Below are 19,119 nucleotides of genomic sequence, written 5' to 3' on the forward strand. Positions count from 1 at the left end.
AAACTGAATGCCCAACTGACAGAGGATCTTCCCTAGAACTTAATCTAGCAAGCTTGTCGATAGTATGCTATACTACATACGAAAAGAGGAGTTGCGTCAACAACTCCCCTTTGACAGCGTTGTTTAAAAAACAGCGGCATAGGTTTAGTTAATTGTTATAAAAATAACCGTCCTAGGCCGAGGACGGTTATTTCTTTTTGTCGTCGCTGAGCAATGCTACAACCAATGTGACCAGAGCGATGGTAAACATACCAAAGCTGAGCATCAATTGGACTGTATCGAGTGCCGACAAAAGGCGTCTCCTTTCGTAAGATTTAGAAAGTATGTGCATACGCACCACCTCGCTTTCGAAGGATAGCCACCGTCATTAAACTGTACTGTCACGTAATAGCATAGCACATGCGCAGATTTTAAACCTTAATTTATAAATTTTCTTGTTATTGAATAGCTGTTGAATGCTAGTGATACAAGTGAATAAATCCTCCCATTATTTAAAGTGATCTAGTGGGAGAAGCAGAAATCAAAAGCCTCCTAGTTATACTCTTTTTATGAAAAGTTGTACAATTGAAATGGAAAAGTGAGGCGAAACAAATGGTATTAAATTTTGTCATATTATTTTTGATGATAGCAATCACTGCTTTTTTTGTTGCGAGTGAATTTGCTTTGGTAAAAATCAGACGTTCCCGTTTAGAGCAATTGGAAAAAGACGACGTGAAGAACGCCAAACTAGCGTTACATGTGACCCACCATTTAGACGATTATTTATCTGCAAGTCAGTTGGGTATCACATTGACAGGCTTGATCATTGGTTGGGTTGGCGAAGGTTCTGTGGCAGCATTGTTGGAACCTTGGATCGGTCAGCTCCCAATCGGACGGGGAATAAGTGCAACGATCTCTGTCGCAATAGGGTTCATTCTGGTGACGTATGTCGACGTTGTGGTGGGGGAACTTTTGCCGAAAAGTTATAGTATCGTCAATACGGAACAAGTGGTGTTATTCGTAGTCAGACCCTTGCATTATTTTTATCTGGCGATGTTTCCTTTCATCTGGGTGTTGAATCATTCGGCAGCAAGCTTAGGTAAATTGCTAGGCGTGAAACTAGTATCAGAAGGTGAAGAAACACTCTCGCAAGAAGAATTGACTTTAGTTGCCCTCAATTCTTACCAGCAAGGTGAGTTGACAAAGGATGAATACCAGTATTTAGAAAATGTCTTCGAGTTTGATGACACGCTGGCAAAAGACATTCAAGTAGATCGGACATCGATGCAAGTATTTGATGCGTCAGATACAGTCAAACAAGCCATCAAGGAATCGATTGAACGTGGGCATACGAGATATCCTGTCATACTGGAATCCAAAGATAATGTGTTAGGATACGTTACATTACCTTCGTTGATCAAACAATCTTTAGAAGATGATCAGATAACGGTGGAGTCTCTGATTGAAGAACCAATCGTGACCGCAGAAACCATCCCCATCAAAAAACTATTGACGATCATGCGAAGAAAAGGAAAACATATAGCGATCTTAAAGGATGAGTATGGTGGGACAAGTGGACTTGTCACAATCGAAGATATTTTAGAAGAAATCGTCGGTGAGATTCGAGATGAAACAGATGTGGACCAAGCGTTGATTGCGAAACAAGCAGATGGCAGCTATATTGTTTCAGGTAAATTGACACTTGATGATTTTGAGCGCTACTTCAATGAGGATGTGCCAGAATTTGAAGAAACGAATTTCATCACTCTCGCTGGTTTTATGTCGAGCTATCAAAAAGAGATCGAACCAGGTACAGTGATCACGATTGGACAATTCCAATTTACAGTTTTGGAATATGATCATGCACATATCGACTATTTCAGCTTGGTGATTTTACCAACGAATCCATAAAAAAAAGTGTTCTTCCCATAATATAGGAGGAACACTTTTTTTGAATCTAATAACTGATTTCAGCATCTTCAATTGAAAATTGCTGTTGTTCGGCATCTAGCTGTTTCAAATGTTTCACAGCGCGGATATAAGAGTAGAGCAAGACGACTACAGAACCAGCCCAAGCAAGTGGTGAAGCGAGAGCGGCTCCTGGATAGCCCCAGATTCCAGTCAGAATAATTGCGGCAAAAGAACGCATGATCAGTTCCATCATCCCTGCAATCGTCGGCACTTTACTTTGACCAAGTCCTTGTAAAGTGTAACGTAAGATAAATAGGATGGCTAAGATCCAGTAAAGTGAGCCGTTGATGTTGAAATACGTTTGTGCCAAATCAAAAACGACAGTTTCATTTGGGCTGACAAACAAGCTCACCAATGGTCGGCCAAGGAAAATGACAATTGCTCCGGCTAAGAAACTAAAGCCGATACTCATCACTAATGTTTGACGAACGCCTTTTAAGATACGGCCATATTGTTTCGCCCCATAGTTTTGTGCCGCAAAAGTCGCCATCGCAATCCCAAAGGACATCATAGGTTGAACAGCAAATTGATCGATTCGACCAGCTGCTGCTTGGGCAGCTACGACATCTGTACCTAAGCTGTTCAATGCAGATTGCAAGACGATTGCACCAATCGCAATGATTGAAGATTGAAAAGCCATGGGTAAAGCAACATTCAAATGCATACGGATTTCTTGTTTATCGAACGAAAAATCTTTTTTACGTAATTGAAGCATCGGGATCTTTTTCTTGATATAGACGATGCATAATAGACTAGAAGCAATTTGCGCAATCACTGTTGCAATAGCTGCGCCCTCTACTCCCATACCGAAGTTGATAATAAAGATCAAATCCAAGACAACGTTGATAATTACCGCAACGATCAAAAAGAGTAAAGGTGTTCGACTATCACCAAGTGCGCGAATAACATTTGACAATAAATTGAAGCTGACGGCAGCAAAGATTCCCCATAGGATGATCACGATGAATGTTTGTGCTTCATCAATGATATCTGCAGGTGTTTGCATCAACTGGAGCATCGGACGAATAAATACTAAGCTAAGGACAGTTAAAATCACAGTAACAATTACACTAATCATGACACTTGTAGCAAAACTTTTTTTCAAACCGCGGAAGTCTTTTGCACCATATCGTTGTGCTGTAATAATGGCTAAACCAGCAGTTAGTCCTTGAGCAAAACCAATAATCAAGAAAGTTAATCCACCGGTAGCTCCTACAGCTGCTAGTGAGTTTTTCCCTAATGTCTGCCCAACGATGATCATATCTACCATGTTGTAGAACTGCTGAAAAACATTCCCTATCAATAAAGGGACAGTAAATAGCAAAATCAGTTTGGCTGGGCTTCCTTTTGTTAAATCGCGCATCTTGTAAACTCCTTATTTCTTTTAAAATTTAGTTAGTAGTATATAGTGTTTACCCTTGGAATACCAATTAGAATCTGATGATAAATAAATAGCTAAAATGCTTTATGTTTTCTGAAAGTTTTCAGAGAAGGTCATCATAAAAGTAGCCAAGAAGTGAGTCTGCGATGAAAATCAAAGAGTCAACTTACTTGGCTATCGTGCAAAACAAAGGGTTTGTTTAGTATTGTTTAATTTCACTTGGGAGAAGAATGGTTTCTCTGGTCCCATCATCATAGGCAAATACTTGCGCCGGATACTGTGGAGAATAAGGGAATGGTAAATCGATCCCCATCTCGACGGTACTGCCTGCTTGAGAAAAATGCAAGGTTACTTTCCCATGATTGTTGATTAAATCAAAAGCTAAAATATTATCTAACGGAATAACACCCTTAAGGTCTAAATCAATAACGAACCAGATACTATCGATCAGTTCATCTGGTAAACTTGATACCACACCTAGTGATGCGTATCGATTACGGCTATTATCAAAACTTTCAAACATCGGCTTAGCCTCCTTTGTCTAAAAAACCGAAATGACGAGAACAACATATTATTATCAGGATAAACGAGTTATACTTTTTTAACGTTGGTTCATTCTAATAAACATTTATACAAAATGCAACAATATTTGCATACTTTTTTTCAAAGTATAAGAATTTTTTAAGTGGTCATGCGAAAACCTTATTCCATAAGGGTTTTTAACCTTATGGAAAAATAAAAAAATACGAATCAAGGGCAACAAATAGGAATATACCATTCTTGTAAAAACCTTTTTTTAGAGAGAAATAAAAAAAACGAAGCAATGACACAAGTCACTGCTTCGTTGATCAAAAGACGTTTATTCTTCAGTTGAACCAATCACTTCTGGTTCTGCTGCTTCACCAGTTGATTCTTCTTCTTCTGTTGGTGCAACAACTGCGGCGATTTGTTCTTCTCCATCAGTAATGATCGTGTATGCGTCATTTTTCGGTAGATCCGCTACAGTGATCGAATCACCTAATGCTAAATCAGTGATATCCACTTCGATGTTTTCTGGTAATTGATCTGGCGTAGCAGAAACAATCACAGTATATAGGTTTTGAGCCAATACACCACCAGATTTCACACCAGTAGATTCGCCGACAAGGACAACTTCTGTTTCGACTTCTGTTTCTTCTGTCATATTAACAGATAGGAACTCCACGTGTTCTAACTGGTTGGTAAATGTGTTTGATTGGACTTTATGAACAAGTGTGTTGACTTTTTTTCCTTCAATATTCATTGTGATAACTGTGTTTGCGGCATTTTCACGCAATACTTTGCTAAATGTCGCACTATCAAATGAAATGGGTGTGCTTTCTACATTGTAGCCATAAACGATTGCAGGAACTTTTCCTTCATGACGCAATTTGTTTCTCAATGAACGGGGACGTACTTCTCTTTTACTTACTTCTAATGATACTGACATAACCAAAATTCCTCCTTAAAATGTGACTATCTGCTTTGGTGTCAGACAGATTTTATTTAAGTGAATGTCACATGGTCTCTTGCACATTATCAGGTAGCGCGAAAAAAACGCAAAAAGACAGATGCGCGCATCTGCCCTTAAAAAGTCAGGATTCAACTTTTCTCCACCAGGTCATTACGCTGTGTATGAGAAATCCAATTCACTTTACTCTTTAACCGTAACGCGAATTTCCAAGTAAGTCAAGGAAACAACTTAACGTTTCCATTTTGCAAGGTGTAAGTTTAAGGTTATAATGCGTATGTAGCTAGGAAAGGAAGCAGTTATGCGGTTAGATAAATTAATAGAAAAAGAATTAGATACATCACGTAAAGAGATGAAACGACTTTTTGCGATGAAACTCGTTCGTATCGATGGTAAAGTGGAACAGAAACAGAATCGTAATGTGGATAGTTTGCTCCATTGTATCGAAGTGGATGGCGTAAAGCTACATACAAATGAAGTATACTTTATGCTGAATAAACCGAAAAGAGCAGTAACAGCGGTGACAGACATTCACAAAACGACTGTTATCGATTTGTTGGCTTCAGCCGACCGCACACAGCCTTTGTATCCAGTGGGGCGATTAGATCGTGATACAACAGGGTTATCGCTAATCACTTCAAATGGACAATTAGGCTATGAAATGTTACTGCCTGAGAAGAAAGTGAAGAAAACATACGTAGCAGTTGTCAATGAACAAGTGACAGAAGCCGATCGATTCGCTTTTGAAAAAGGGATCATCTTTGATAGTGGCTATCAGTGCTTGCCAGCCCATCTAGAAGTCTTGGACATCCAACAAGGTCAAAGTATCGTACGCCTGACGATCCAAGAAGGAAAATTCCATCAAGTGAAAAAAATGTTTTTGGCTTGTGGAAAAAAAGTGACTGCGTTACACCGTATCAGCATGGGTCCATTACAGTTAGATCCACATTTAGCTGAAGGTTCATATCGTTCATTGACGTTAGATGAACTAAAAAAACTAAAAAAATATTTTAAATAATAAAAGTGAATTGAGTATTTCATTCGATGAATTTTTAATATACTCCTATTAGGAGTAAGAGGTGATATTCTATGTCTGGAATCGAAGGAAAAGACAAAATCAACGAAAATAAGAAAGTTCAAGTGAATATCAATAAGAATTTAGCTACTGATGTTGAAAGCATTTTAGATTCATTAGGAGTAAATCCATCAATCGTCATCACTGCTTTATATAAAAGGGTAGCAGCTAGAGGAGAAATTCCATTTGATTTATCTTTAACAAGCAAAGAGAAGGCTGAACTGCAGTTAATGAGAGTTGCGGAAGCGTCTGTTGAAACTAATGCGCCAGAAGATAGCGGTGATCACGAAGATTTAGTGTCATGGATGAGAGACTTAGATGAATAGTCACGACGTGTTCTTAATCTATATTCCTTTTAACGATGGCAGTGGAGGGGAGACTCGTTCTGCTATTGCTATCCGTCTCCGAAGCAGAGAAGCATTCTTGATTCTTCCTATTACAAGTAAATACGAGAATAAATCAGAGACAATCAAAAAGCGATATTACGAAATAAAAGACTTAGATTCTGCAGGATTAAAGAGGAAATCTTGGGTCGATACAGGAAACCGATTTGAACTGAAGAGTAACTTCAACCCTTACAGAGTCATTGGGCACTTCTCAGAAGAAGATATTGTTGGACTTTCTAAAATGATTTAGTGCGATCAAATAAGCAAGTGTACAGACGACGATTCTAAGCACTTGTTTCTTTGTTTTATGAATAACAACCTAACAACCCACGAAAATGCAAATAAACTAAACATTAAATATAGAAGAAATAGGAGAATCAGATGAAATATCATACATTATTATTTGACGTAGATGATACGTTGTTAGATTTTCAACAAACAGAAGCAGAAGCCTTGCACCAACTGTTTGCGGAACAAGGCATTGAACTGACACCAGAAATCAGAACAAGTTATAAAGCATTGAATCATCATTTATGGCGAGAATTTGAAAAGGGGCAGATGACAAGAGATGAAGTGACAGGCAACCGCTTTGGTCTGTTGTTCCAACAGTTCGGCAAGACTGTAGATAGCCAAGCAATGGATCAACGTTATCGACATTATTTGAATCAGGGCCATCATTGGATTCCTGGAAGTCATGAATTACTGGAAGCAGTGTCAAGTGAAGCTGAACTTTATATAGTGACGAATGGAGTTTCTCAAACCCAACATCAACGATTAACAGATGCTCGGATGATCCATTATTTTCGAGAAATTTTTGTCTCAGAAGCGATTGGCGCACAAAAGCCTATGAAGGCTTTCTTTGATCACGTATTTGCAAACATTCCTGAGTTGGATAAAGAGCGAACGGTGATTATCGGTGACTCATTGACTTCCGATATCAAAGGCGGGAATGAAGCAGGAATCGATACGATCTGGTTCAATAAAAATAGATTACCTGAAATGCCAGAGATCCAACCTACGTACCGTGTTGATTCTTTAGAAGAGCTTTACTCTATCTTGGAAATCTCACCTCATTAATTTTCAGAAAAATAGTGCATTTTCCTTTTTTTTCGCTATAATAGATTAGAATGAAAAAACGGATATGAAAGAGGTTTTAGTCAATGACAAAAAGCAAGCCAATTATCATTGGTGTGACGGGCGGATCGGGAAGCGGAAAGACAAGCGTCAGCCGAGGGATTTTTAGTCACTTTCCAGACCACTCCATCATGATGCTTGAACAAGATTCTTATTATAAAGATCAAAGTCATCTTAGCTTTGAAGAACGTTTGAATACAAACTACGATCATCCTTTTGCCTTTGATAATGAACTGCTGATCCAGCACGTTGAAAAACTACTGAACTATGAAGCCATTGAAAAACCAGTCTATGATTATGTTGCCCATACGAGAAGTCAAGCAACGATCATCCAAGAACCAAAAGAAGTGATTATTTTGGAAGGTATCTTGATTTTAGAAGACGAGCGTTTACGTGATTTGATGGATATCAAGATCTATGTAGATACAGACGATGACATTCGGATCATTCGGCGCATCAAACGTGACATGGAAGAGCGCGGCCGTACCTTGGATTCTGTGATCGAACAATATTTAACCGTCGTTAAGCCGATGTATCATCAGTTTATTGAACCAACGAAGCGTTACGCTGATATCATTGTTCCAGAAGGTGGCGAAAATCACGTAGCCATCGACTTGATCACAACAAAAGTAGCTAGTTTTTTGAATCACCAGTAAAAAGATAAGAACAGGTGATAGGACTGTAACAGAAGTGCTCAACTTCGAGAAATAAGCGTGAAACACCGAAAATTGTTCTTCAAATTTTTGGGATTTCACGCTTATTTCTGAAGGAGCTACTTCTCACCATTTATTTGGGATGGGCATAAGATGACCGATGTTCCAAGCTTACGATTTATTTCTTGGAGCTGAGTATGGCTATCTTGTACTTGCCTTTGACTGTTCTTTTATGAAACATAGAAAAATGAAAAGTGTAGGAGAAACGTATGGCTGAGAAAAAAACATGGGTACATAGAACCATCCAATTTGCACCACTCCTTGGGTTAAGTATTTTTTTCATATTGATCATGCATGGGTATCGACATGGCATCTTTCAATCGGCAGATTCTTTGCAACAATTCATGCAACAGTTTGGAAGTTATGCGGTCATTTTATTTATTCTTATCCAAATCATCCAAGTGATCATTCCGATTCTGCCAGGAGGGATTTCTTCTGTTGCGGGGATGTTGATGTTTGGAAATGTCTTTGGGTTGCTGTATAGTTGTATTGGCTTGATTATTGGTGAAGCAATCGGCTTTTTATTTGTGCGTTATTATGGCACGAGTTTTGTCCGTTTCATCCTATCACCAAAAAAATTCCAAAAATTTGAACAGCTAGTCATTGAAAAAACAAATAATATCAAAAAGGTATTGATCGTTACCTTACTTTTGCCTTTTGCGCCAGATGATTTGATTTGTCTCGTCGCTGGGTTGACGAAGCTTTCATTTAGAGAATACATGCAAATCGTTATTCTTTTAAAACCTTGGTCTGTCGCTGTATATAGTATGATCATGTTGTTTTTATTCCAACAGGCACAAGGGCATTTTTAGTTCATTGAACGGGGGAGAATAAATGTTAGAGAAAGTAACAGTAACTGAGAAAGAACTCGATGAACTCGTGGCAGTTATCCATGAAGTATGGCCTGAAGCCTTTACGCCAATCATCGGTCAAAAGCAAGTCGCTTATATGTTGGAGACATATCAATCAAAAGAACAGATCGAAAAAGAATGTGCAACAGGAGTCAACTACTTCTTGTTGAAGCTAGATGGGCGGACGGTTGGCTATACTGCTTATGAAAAGATGGGTTCTTCGATCTATTTAAGTAAACTCTATATTCTTCAGGAAGTGCGAGGAAAAGGTTTGACCTCTGAAGTGTTTCGTTGGTACGAACAATTAGCCAAAGAAACAGGAGCACAGGAAATTTTCTTGCGCGTCAATCAAGGAAATCAACAAGCTATCGCAGTCTATCAACATCAGGGATTTGTCATTGAGGAAGAATTGATCACTGACATCGGCGAAGGATTTCAAATGGTTGATTATAAAATGAAAAAAAGACTCGCATAAAATGGTTGCTTGTGTTAAAGTATACGTTATGCGACGGGTCGAGAAGATCTCTGAACGTTAGAGGTCTAATTGATTTTGGCGGCACATGATCCACGGATCACCTACCGGATGTAGGCGTGCTGGACAAGACTTTTGTGGAGAAGGACTTGTCTGTCTGAATCTTTCAGGCACCAGTGAGTGGCGAACAGAAATGTTCAACGCTCAAAAAAAGCAGGAATTCCCAAATTTGCTAGTCAAATTTTGTGGAGTTCCTGTTTTTTTGTCTTTAGATGGGTGCGTATCTAGGTGCTTCTTTCACAACCTCTATAGGGTGTTGGCTGCTTTGCTCCTATGGTATAATCAGTTTTGTACCCACAGGCATGTGTGTATGTCTATAGAGATGCTGTGTTGACATGACAAGTAACTCATGTTTAATACGTAAGGAGTTTTTATATGATTGATAAAATCAAACAATTTGGGCGGAATTTTACCCAGACGACGCCTTTTATTTTGAGTAATACGGTCATCTTGGTACCGTATCTTTTATTTTTAAGTTTGAGTGATGGGAACCAATGGTTATCGATTTTACCCTTCACGTTGTTCTATACCTTTCGGATGACCGGCCTGTTTTTAGTGAGTAGTATTCGCTTTGGTCTAGATAGTTATACCTTATTGATGATTTCTTTATTGATGGGTGGTGCAGGTTCGTTGGTGGGGATTTTTGGTGCCCTCTATTTTCCGTTGTATTATCTATCAAGTGTACTTTTAGGTCTAAGTGCGGCTTGGTTGATCCCCACAAATATCACGGTGAATTATCATGAGAAACAACAAGGATTCACGAACATATCAGCAAATAAGTTCCCGTTTGCGATTTTGTTGTTGCTTCTTTTGTTTCGGGTGATCGAGCTGCCTGAGTCGACACAAGTCGTCATGACGTTAGCTTTATATACATTGTTCTACATTATGGCATACCATACGGTCAGTCATTATCCGCGCTACGAATTAGATTTCAAAGAGATGAAATCGAACGTGGTAGTTACAAAAGAGCTGCTTTTATTTATCGGCTTTTTCGTTTTGTTATTTCTTTTGAGGAATGCTCGGTTGTTGATTGCTCCTGCGTTATTTGATGTAGCAATCTACGGTTTTATGTTGTTGTTTCTATTTGCGGCTTTTTATCTTGGGAGAGCGAGAAAGCATTGGAAATTACCTACTTGGTTGAATAGTTTTACTTTTCTGAATGGGATGTTAGGCAATTTCCTTTTTTTATTCGGGACACTCTATATCGGTCGTATCTATGGTTTCGACTATTTGGGCGTGTATATGTATTTACCTTATATTGCAGGGATGGTGTTAGCCAAAATCATTGGCAATCAAGTGATCCAGATTCCGACGATCGAACCAGTCCTCATTCAACTAGCCGGATTAGTTAGTTCATTGATGGTACTGTTGCTTCCACAAATCGGTTTTGTGGTTGGCTTATTCTTATTAAGTTTTTGGCATGCGATAGTAGGCAGTTGGTTAAATCGTACGTATTATGAGATCGACGCAGAAATACCGATGGATAATCGCGTGATCAAGAAGTTTACGACGCAAAACAAAGGAAGTGTGACCCATCAATTCTTATTGATGTCATTGATGTTGGTGATGGCACAATGGTTGGACAAACCTGTGAGTGTATTGCTCCAACTGACTGGTAGCCTGAGCGTACCAAACGCGATGATCCAATTGTTAGTTTACGTAAAATGGATAAATGTCAGTGTATTGATCCTTGGAGTCATCGCTGTCTATCTTTTATGGAGGAAAGAACATGCGAAAAATATTCATTGATGGTGACGGCTCTCCAGTGAAAAATGACGTGATCGAAATTGCGGCATCCTTTCAATTAGAGGTAATGATCGTGACGAGTGTCGATCACTATACCAATAAAGAGTATCCAAGCTATGTACAGTTTGTTTATGTCGATAAAGGGGCAGACAGTGCAGATTATAAAATCGTGGGACTGATCAAAAAAGGTGATTTTTTGATCACTCAAGATTATGGCTTAGCTTCGTTGGTCTTACCTAAAGGGGTTCGGGTATTTCATCAATCGGGGAAAGAGTTTGACACCACGAACATTGATGGATTATTGGAACAACGTTACCAGAGCAGCAAGTTGAGAAAAGCGGGTATTCGCACGAAAGGGCCAAAGCCTTTCACTCAAGAAGATCACCAACGGTTCAAAGAAGCATTGATCCGAGCGCTTAAAGAAATTTGAATAGATTATAAAATAGGTGAACATTGTTTCTAACTAAACAGAAGCGGTGTTCATCTTTTTTATTGCTAGAATAAGTACGATATCTTTGATTGATTCTATAACAAAGGATATAATTATGAAGATTATTTAATTATATAATCATATATTTTTAACCAAAAAGAAGGGAGTGCAGAAAATGAAACATGTGAAGGCGTTGGTGGTAAAAGCAATCATGATTTGGGCAATTTTGTGGATCGTTTTAACGGGACTGTATGGTGTTAGTTTTATGGATTCGACGATTGTCGGAGTGATCATTGTTGTCATGATCTATGTATTAGGTGATTTGTTGATTTTACGAAAAGTAGGAAATATCGCGGCTACAATTGCAGATGCTGGTTCAGCTGCAGCCATTCTATGGTTATATCTTTATTTTATGAACGATATGACGGATATTTGGATGAAGGTTTTAGTACCTGCGTTATTGATCGGGATCGCTGAATGGTTCTTCCATAAGTGGTTGCTCTCACAAAGAATCGTACCAGATGAACGAAAAATGAAATAATCAAACAAAAAAGCTAAAATTTTAAAATAGATAGTGAGCAAAAGGTTGCAGACTAAAAAACAGGAATAGTACGTATCCTTAACTCTAATCATCAAGCAATGAGGTTGTGTCAAAAGTACACAACTAAAAAATAAACGAGAACATCCGAAAATAGTTTCATATTTTGGGATGTTTTCGTTTATTTTCGTCTTTTTTTATAATATTTGATCAATGTATCAATAGCTAAAAAGAGAATGACCACAGCTGCGATCGTATACGTGAATATACCTAATAGTGTAATAAAATTGATTTGATCATCTGGTGCAGCTTGGACGAGCAGCGAAGAACCGACGATCAACGCAGCGAGTATCACACCAAATACTAAGCGGTTCACCATACTTTCGATCCGGCTCATCAATTGGTCTTGTTTTTTTAGCTCCAAATTGATTTTCCCTTGTCCAGAACGCCAAGTTTCTAGGAGATGATAGACTTGCTGTGGGATTTTCGGTACGGTTTTGATTCCATCTAATATGTCTAAGCCTGCTTGTTTCAATGTATCTTCGACAGAGAGATGTGCCAAGAAATAACGTTGTGCAATGGGCGTAGCGACTTCCATCAAAGAAACTTCAGGATCAAGGACACGAATCACTCCTTCTAATGTACTAAACGCTTTAAGTAATAACGTGATGTCGCGATCGATCTGTAAGTTGTTCTGGTGGCAAATCGAGACGATCTGCGCAAAGACTTCTTGCAAGTCGATTTCTTCGATCGGCAGGTCTAAATATTGCGTCAAAAAACTAGCGAGTTGTTGATGGAATTCACTTTCATCAAAAGGACCTTCTTGTTGGCATAAGTTGATGACGGCTTTTTCGATACGGTAAATATCTCGTGTGTAAATCGCTAGGACGATTTCCATCAGCTTTTGTCTTAGCGAAGCGGAGAGACTGCCCATCATACCGAAATCAATATAACTGATTGCATATGGCTGTAATGGTTCTGTGACAGTAGCAGTCGTTTTGAAAGAAAACGAGCCTAGTTGTTTTTGGTGTTCTTTTGTGTCTGTCGTTACATTTTCTGAAAGTTCTTCAACGCTTAAAGGGTGGAACAATAAATTCCCAGGATGTGGATCGGCATGAAAAAAGCCATCGTCAAAGATTTGCTTCATAAAATGTTCGATCAATCGTTTTGCCACTTGTTGCTGCAGTTGTGTATTAGTATATGCTTCAATAAGCCGTTCATCCGTTTCTTCAAGATTCATCAATTGGTTGAAGTTCTTTCCAGGCATTTCTTCCATCACAATGACTTTTTTTGTGCAAAGTGGCTCATAGATTTTAGGAGATCGAATTTCATACCAATGGTTGTTTAGATCGTAGAAACGTGCGCCATTCTGACTTTCTTTGTAGAAGTCCAATTCATTTGTCAATGAACGTTTGACTTCTTGTAACACGCCTTTCAAATCGATCACGCTTGTTTCAGGAATATATTTGATCAAAGGGATTGCCCGTTCAAATAACTGTAAGTCCATCATGATTTCCTTCGCAATATTTGGATGTTGGACTTTTACGACGACTGCATCGCCATTTTTTAGTGTTGCACGATGCGCTTGGCCCATAGAGGCAGAAGCGAAAGGTGTTTTATTAAAATGATCAAAAATCGTTTCTAAGGGTGCGTCTAATTCCTGTTCAATCGTTTTTTTCGTCGTGACAAAGGGATCACTTGGTACATTGTCTTGTAATGTTTTGAATGTCTTAGTAAACTCAGCAGAGAGTAAATCATCACGTACAGAAAGCATTTGTCCAATTTTTATAAAGGTTGAGCCAAGTTCTTCAAAAGCTTTTTTTACTTGTTCTGGATTTTTTTGTTGGATCAGATTAGGCAGAACATTTTCTTTGATAAATACTTGGATGATCTCTGTCAAGCGACTTCGAGAAGTAGTTTTAGTCATAACTATGCCTCCTTTCTCTTATCATAACGATAAAGAAAAAAAGCGACAACTATTCCGCTGTTTTACGAATAAAATGACATGTCCCTCACCTTTTTTCAAATAAGCTGTTTGCATCTTTTGTTTTTGTGCTAAAATATGAAGTAAAAATGAATGATATCGAATACAGGAGGAAAATCTTTTGAAGATTACTTTATTATATGGTGGACGCAGTGCGGAACACGAAGTTTCGATTCTTTCAGCGTTTTCCGTTTTAAATGCTATTTATTATGCTTATTATCAAGTACAGCTCGTATTTATTAGTAAAGACGGCCAATGGGTCAAAGGCCCCTTGTTGACTGAAAAACCTACAAGTGAAGAAGAATTACACCTGACGTGGGACCCAAGTGGAAAAATGACAGAAGGATTTACCGGCACTGTCATCAATCCAGGAGAGATCAAAGAAGAAGGAACCATCGTCTTCCCAGTTCTTCATGGTCCAAATGGCGAAGATGGTACGATCCAAGGATTCTTGGAAACCTTGAATATGCCTTATGTCGGTGCGGGGGTATTGACGAGTGCTTGTGCCATGGATAAGATCATGACAAAATATATTTTACAAGCAGCTGGTGTGCCGCAAGTACCCTATGTTCCAGTTTTGAAGAATCAATGGAAAGAAAATCCTAAAAAAGTGTTTGACCAATGTGAAGGCTCATTGCTTTATCCGATGTTCGTGAAGCCAGCAAACATGGGGTCAAGCGTGGGGATCACTAAGGCTGAAAATCGAGAAGAATTACAGAATGCCTTAGCAACAGCTTACCAATACGATTCACGTGCCATCGTTGAACAAGGGATCGAAGCTCGGGAAATCGAAGTGGCTGTTTTAGGAAATGAAGATGTCCGCACCACCTTACCTGGTGAAGTGGTGAAAGACGTGGCATTTTACGATTATGAAGCGAAGTACATCAATAATCGCATCGAGATGCAGATTCCAGCTGAAGTACCAGAAGAAGTCCATCAAAAAGCACAAGAGTACGCAAAATTAGCTTATACGATGTTAGGTGGAAGTGGCTTGAGCCGTTGTGATTTCTTCTTGACGAATAAAAACGAATTATTCCTTAATGAATTAAATTCAATGCCTGGCTTTACAGCATTCAGCATGTACCCATTGCTATGGGAAAATATGGGCTTGAAATACGGTGACTTGATCGAAGAATTGATCCAATTAGGCTTGAACCGTTACAATCAAAGACAAAGTTTCTTTGCATAATTGAAACGTAATCAGCACAAGTATGCATGTGTCGAAGTAGTGTGTATATCAAAATAAAGGTTGTGGATGATCATCTGGTACTGATTGAAAGCGAAAGATATTTACTGTTCGACGCTATCAGTATTGGCGATTTTCCCCACCTTTTTTGTTCCTATTCCTATAGGACTACTTGTCTAAAACGAAAGGACAGAGAATGGATGAACATAACAATACAAGAAATTGCTCAAGCAGTTGGCAGTCAGCATGAGTCAACCCAAACAATCACAGGAGTAGAATTTGATAGCCGCAAAATCAAAGAAGGCGACTTATTCGTTCCTTTAGCTGGCGCAAGAGATGGACACGAGTTTATTGAACAAGCTATCGCAAATGGGGCAGGTGCTTCTTTTTGGAGTTGGGAAGCCGAAAAGGCACCTGAAGGAATCGTGATCATACCAGTTTCTGACCCTTTAAAAGCGATGCAGGAATTGGCGCGCTATTATTTGAAAAAGGTTGGGGCGGATGTTGTGGCTGTTACCGGTAGTAATGGGAAGACGACCACAAAGGATCTAACAGCTTCTGTCTTAGCACAAGGATATAAAACCTATAAAACACAAGGGAATTACAATAATAATATTGGTATGCCTTATACGATCTTGCATATGCCTCAAGATACTGAAAAAATCGTTTTAGAAATGGGAATGGATCATGCCAATGAAATTACAGAGCTATCGTCGTTGGCACAACCAAAAGTTGCAGCGATCACGATGATCGGTGAGGCTCACATTGAGAATCTTGGGTCACGAGAAGGCATCGCCAAAGCTAAAATGGAGATTGCAGACGGGTTGCTACCAGACGGATTATTGCTCATACCGAACAATGAACCATTGTTAGAACCGCTTATTGCTCCTTTGACTCAGAAAATCAAGACGTTTGGAATCGAAGAAGGCGATATTTCGGCACAACAAATCATCGAAGAAAAGCAACAAACCACATTTGTCGTTGAAGGCGAATCATTCACGATCCCTTTACCTGGTAAGTATAATGTAACGAATGCACTGATTGCTTATGCGATCGGGCAGTTTTTCGAGTTATCTCTGTCGGAGATCCGACGAGGTCTAGCAACTGTCTCAGTGACACAAAACCGCACAGAATGGCTGACTGCTGGAAATGGAGCAGCGATCTTAAGTGATGTTTATAATGCAAATCCTACAGCCATGGGATTAGTTTTGGATACTGTAGCAAATCTTCCAGTAACAGGACGGAAACTTGCCGTTTTAGCAGATATGTTGGAACTAGGAGCAGACTCATCCAACATGCATGCTTCAATGAGTGAACATATTTCTTCAGACGTCTTCTCGATGATCTTTTTGTATGGAAAAGAAATGAAGGCATTAAAAGATACATTGTCTCAGAAATACCCTGATTTGCCGGTGTATTATAGCGAAGAAAATAAAGAACAATTGATTGAAGCAGTCATTGCTGAAATCCAGCCAGATGACACGATTATATTAAAAGGTAGTAATAGTATGGGCTTGATCGAAGTGGTAGAACGACTACAAGAAATGAAATAAGAACTGTAAACTTGCAGAAAACAATAAATTATGCTAGAATAACCTATTGCCGAAAGATGAAGAGAAATTGGACTGGCTTGATGATGAAATGCGAAAGCCAGATGTCATAACAATGATAAAGCTGAACGCGACCCGTTTGGCTTTTCTAATGCCTAAACTTCGCAAAGTGATTTTTCGGTGGTGCCACAGGGGCTAAGAATGGATGGGAAACGTGCGTGGCCACTGTCAAAAAAGCAACAGACACTTTGACCGAACAAAAGACGGGGTAGCAAACTATAGCTACATCCTCAGTTAACAACCATATAGGAGGATTCATTTGAAATTTAAAGAACTAGAATTATCACCAGAATTATTAAAATCAGTAGAACGTGCAGGATTTGAAGAAGCGACACCGATCCAATCAGAAACGATCCCACTTGCTTTACAAGGTAAAGATGTGATTGGACAAGCACAAACAGGAACAGGTAAAACTGCTGCGTTTGGCTTACCGATGTTAGAGAAAATCGATGCAAATCGTCAAGAATTACAAGGATTGGTTATTGCACCAACACGTGAATTAGCGATCCAAACACAAGAAGAACTTTATCGTTTAGGACGTGACAAACGTGTCCGTGTCCAAGCTGTCTATGGTGGCGCCGATATCGGTCGTCAAATCCGTGGATTGAAAGACCGTCCACATATCGTCGTTGGTACACCAGGTCGTATGTTAGACCATATCAACCGTCACACATTGAAACTTGGAACTGTTGAAACATTAGTATTGGATGAAGCAGACGAAATGTTGAACATGGGCTTCTTAGAAGATATCGAAAGTATTATCTCTAAAGTGCCAGATCAACGTCAAACACTATTGTTCTCAGCAACAATGCCACCAGCAATCAAAAACATCGGTGTGAAATTCATGAAAGATCCAACTCACGTGAAAATCAAAACCAAAGAAATGACTGCTGATTTGATCGATCAATACTATGTACGTGCAAAAGAATACGAAAAATTCGATGTGATGACTCGCTTGCTCGATGTACAATCACCAGAATTAACGATCGTCTTCGGCCGTACAAAACGTCGTGTAGATGAATTAGCTCGTGGCTTAGAAGCTCGTGGCTATCGTGCAGAAGGTATCCATGGCGATCTTTCCCAACAAAAACGTATGAGCGTGTTACGTTCATTCAAGAGTGGTCATTTAGATATTTTAGTTGCTACAGACGTAGCTGCACGTGGTTTAGATATCTCAGGAGTTACTCATGTATACAACTATGATATTCCACAAGACCCAGAAAGCTATGTTCACCGTATCGGTCGTACAGGCCGTGCAGGTAAAGGTGGTATGTCAGTGACTTTCGTTACACCAAACGAAATGGGTTACTTACATGTTATTGAAAACTTAACGAAAAAACGTATGACAACTTTACGTCCACCAACTGAAAAAGAAGCATTCAAAGGACAACTAGGCGCTGCTATTGAACAAATCGAAGAAAAACTTGAAGAGAATGGCTTAGATAAATATCTGCAAACTGCAGATAAATTATTGGAAGAATATTCTGCTCAAGATTTAGTCGCTTTATTATTGAAAACAACAGCCAAAGATCCATCAGATGCGACACCAGTAAAAATCACACCAGAACGTCCATTACCAATGCAGAAAAAAGGCTACAACAAAAATGGTAAACGTGGTGGCGGAAATGGTGGCGGAAGTAGCCGAAATCGTCGTGACAACGGCAACTACCGTGGCAACAAAAATTCAAAAGGTAGCGGTAGCTACAGCAAAAACCATAACAAGCAAAAAGACAATGGTGGAAAACGCACAAACGACAAAAAACGTGGTTTCGTGATCCGTACGAACAACGACTAATCACCATGTAAGGTGGTTGACTTAGAAAGACCATCCAAATAATCCCGTAAGATCCGAAAATAGCTTGCCTAATTTTTGGACCTTGCGGGATTATTTTGTATTGCTTATTTGGAATTCCCAGATAATAAAAAAACAAACATCCTCTCTTTTGATTACATCAAGAAGTAGAGATCATCGTACATAAATCTACTAGTAACAGGAAATCTAAGAGTATAAAATATAAATTGAACTTAATTGCTCACTTTAACGATCAATTTAGATAACTTCAATAAAAATGTTATTTAAAAAAATAAAATATTTGATTTTTTAAGAGGATAGC

Annotated in this window: 19 protein-coding genes; 14 read left to right on the forward strand and 5 right to left on the reverse strand. The window is 39.0% G+C overall.

What is annotated here, in order from left to right; translation table 11 throughout:
* Positions 1 to 187: 187 nt before the first annotated feature.
* Complete coding sequence (pepG1, locus tag CUS89_RS08740) at positions 188 to 331, reverse strand: type I toxin-antitoxin system toxin PepG1 (RefSeq protein ID WP_080674301.1); 144 nt, start codon at positions 329 to 331, stop codon at positions 188 to 190.
* A gap of 260 nt (positions 332 to 591) precedes the next feature.
* Here pepG1 and CUS89_RS08745 point away from each other — a divergent pair, with 260 nt between their 5' ends.
* Positions 592 to 1,890 carry a hemolysin family protein gene (locus tag CUS89_RS08745; RefSeq protein WP_104871822.1) on the forward strand — a complete coding sequence of 433 codons (1,299 nt, stop codon included), beginning with the start codon at positions 592 to 594 and terminating at the stop codon, positions 1,888 to 1,890.
* Positions 1,891 to 1,936: 46 nt separating this feature from the next.
* On the opposite strand, the gene CUS89_RS08750 is transcribed toward CUS89_RS08745, so the two are convergent.
* The 3 genes from CUS89_RS08750 to CUS89_RS08760 all read right to left on the reverse strand — a co-directional run bounded on the left by CUS89_RS08750 (position 1,937) and on the right by CUS89_RS08760 (position 4,799).
* Complete coding sequence (locus CUS89_RS08750) at positions 1,937 to 3,313, reverse strand: MATE family efflux transporter (RefSeq protein WP_104871823.1); 1,377 nt, start codon at positions 3,311 to 3,313, stop codon at positions 1,937 to 1,939.
* A 217-nt stretch (positions 3,314 to 3,530) separates the two neighbouring features.
* Entirely contained in the window at positions 3,531 to 3,854 is a 324-nt protein-coding gene (locus CUS89_RS08755) for a DUF960 domain-containing protein (RefSeq protein WP_071866112.1), read from the reverse strand.
* Between the two features lie 336 nt (positions 3,855 to 4,190).
* Positions 4,191 to 4,799, reverse strand: coding sequence for a 50S ribosomal protein L25/general stress protein Ctc (locus tag CUS89_RS08760; protein ID WP_019722688.1), 609 nt, complete (start codon positions 4,797 to 4,799; stop codon positions 4,191 to 4,193).
* A 322-nt stretch (positions 4,800 to 5,121) separates the two neighbouring features.
* On the opposite strand from CUS89_RS08760, the gene CUS89_RS08765 reads away from it, so the two are divergent.
* The 10 genes from CUS89_RS08765 (at position 5,122) to CUS89_RS08810 (ending at position 12,228) form a co-directional block, all read left to right on the forward strand.
* Positions 5,122 to 5,838 carry a 16S rRNA pseudouridine(516) synthase gene (locus CUS89_RS08765; protein ID WP_104871824.1) on the forward strand — a complete coding sequence of 239 codons (717 nt, stop codon included), beginning with the start codon at positions 5,122 to 5,124 and terminating at the stop codon, positions 5,836 to 5,838.
* Between the two features lie 71 nt (positions 5,839 to 5,909).
* Positions 5,910 to 6,221, forward strand: coding sequence for a type II toxin-antitoxin system RelB/DinJ family antitoxin (locus CUS89_RS08770; protein WP_104871825.1), 312 nt, complete (start codon positions 5,910 to 5,912; stop codon positions 6,219 to 6,221).
* Positions 6,214 to 6,531: a hypothetical protein gene (locus CUS89_RS08775; protein WP_104871826.1), complete on the forward strand. Its 318-nt coding sequence runs from the start codon at positions 6,214 to 6,216 to the stop codon at positions 6,529 to 6,531. Before CUS89_RS08770 ends, CUS89_RS08775 begins: the two co-directional genes overlap by 8 nt.
* A 131-nt stretch (positions 6,532 to 6,662) precedes the next feature.
* A complete protein-coding gene (locus tag CUS89_RS08780) occupies positions 6,663 to 7,358 on the forward strand; it encodes a YjjG family noncanonical pyrimidine nucleotidase (protein ID WP_104871827.1) in 696 nt (231 codons plus the stop codon).
* A gap of 83 nt (positions 7,359 to 7,441) precedes the next feature.
* Positions 7,442 to 8,071 (forward strand): uridine kinase, encoded by a 630-nt coding sequence (gene udk, locus CUS89_RS08785; protein ID WP_010734363.1) that lies wholly within the window; start codon positions 7,442 to 7,444, stop codon positions 8,069 to 8,071.
* A 266-nt stretch (positions 8,072 to 8,337) separates the two neighbouring features.
* Positions 8,338 to 8,940, forward strand: coding sequence for a TVP38/TMEM64 family protein (locus CUS89_RS08790; RefSeq protein ID WP_104871828.1), 603 nt, complete (start codon positions 8,338 to 8,340; stop codon positions 8,938 to 8,940).
* Positions 8,941 to 8,962: 22 nt separating this feature from the next.
* Positions 8,963 to 9,454 (forward strand): GNAT family N-acetyltransferase, encoded by a 492-nt coding sequence (locus CUS89_RS08795; RefSeq protein WP_104871829.1) that lies wholly within the window; start codon positions 8,963 to 8,965, stop codon positions 9,452 to 9,454.
* A gap of 432 nt (positions 9,455 to 9,886) precedes the next feature.
* On the forward strand, positions 9,887 to 11,260 hold the full coding sequence (locus tag CUS89_RS08800; RefSeq protein WP_104871830.1) for a hypothetical protein: 1,374 nt from the start codon (positions 9,887 to 9,889) through the stop codon (positions 11,258 to 11,260).
* Positions 11,241 to 11,687: a YaiI/YqxD family protein gene (locus CUS89_RS08805; RefSeq protein ID WP_104871831.1), complete on the forward strand. Its 447-nt coding sequence runs from the start codon at positions 11,241 to 11,243 to the stop codon at positions 11,685 to 11,687. Before CUS89_RS08800 ends, CUS89_RS08805 begins: the two co-directional genes overlap by 20 nt.
* Positions 11,688 to 11,862: 175 nt before the next feature.
* The gene (locus CUS89_RS08810; protein WP_104871832.1) at positions 11,863 to 12,228 is read left to right on the forward strand and encodes a DUF2512 family protein; all 366 of its coding nucleotides are present in this window, start codon (positions 11,863 to 11,865) and stop codon (positions 12,226 to 12,228) included.
* A gap of 178 nt (positions 12,229 to 12,406) precedes the next feature.
* Here the strand turns inward: CUS89_RS08810 and CUS89_RS08815 are convergent, their stop codons facing one another.
* Complete coding sequence (locus CUS89_RS08815) at positions 12,407 to 14,152, reverse strand: ABC1 kinase family protein (protein ID WP_104871833.1); 1,746 nt, start codon at positions 14,150 to 14,152, stop codon at positions 12,407 to 12,409.
* Positions 14,153 to 14,330: 178 nt separating this feature from the next.
* Here CUS89_RS08815 and CUS89_RS08820 point away from each other — a divergent pair, with 178 nt between their 5' ends.
* From CUS89_RS08820 to cshA, 3 genes are all read left to right on the forward strand, one after another.
* Positions 14,331 to 15,398: a D-alanine--D-alanine ligase gene (locus CUS89_RS08820; protein ID WP_104871834.1), complete on the forward strand. Its 1,068-nt coding sequence runs from the start codon at positions 14,331 to 14,333 to the stop codon at positions 15,396 to 15,398.
* A 197-nt stretch (positions 15,399 to 15,595) separates the two neighbouring features.
* A complete protein-coding gene (locus CUS89_RS08825; RefSeq protein ID WP_104871835.1) occupies positions 15,596 to 16,948 on the forward strand; it encodes a UDP-N-acetylmuramoyl-tripeptide--D-alanyl-D-alanine ligase in 1,353 nt (450 codons plus the stop codon).
* Positions 16,949 to 17,264: 316 nt separating this feature from the next.
* Entirely contained in the window at positions 17,265 to 18,800 is a 1,536-nt protein-coding gene (gene cshA / locus CUS89_RS08830) for a degradosome RNA helicase CshA (protein WP_181055342.1), read from the forward strand.
* Positions 18,801 to 19,119: the final 319 nt, after the last annotated feature.

Source organism: Enterococcus mundtii (assembly GCF_002947535.1).
GTDB classification, from domain to species: Bacteria; Bacillota; Bacilli; order Lactobacillales; family Enterococcaceae; genus Enterococcus_B; species Enterococcus_B mundtii_B.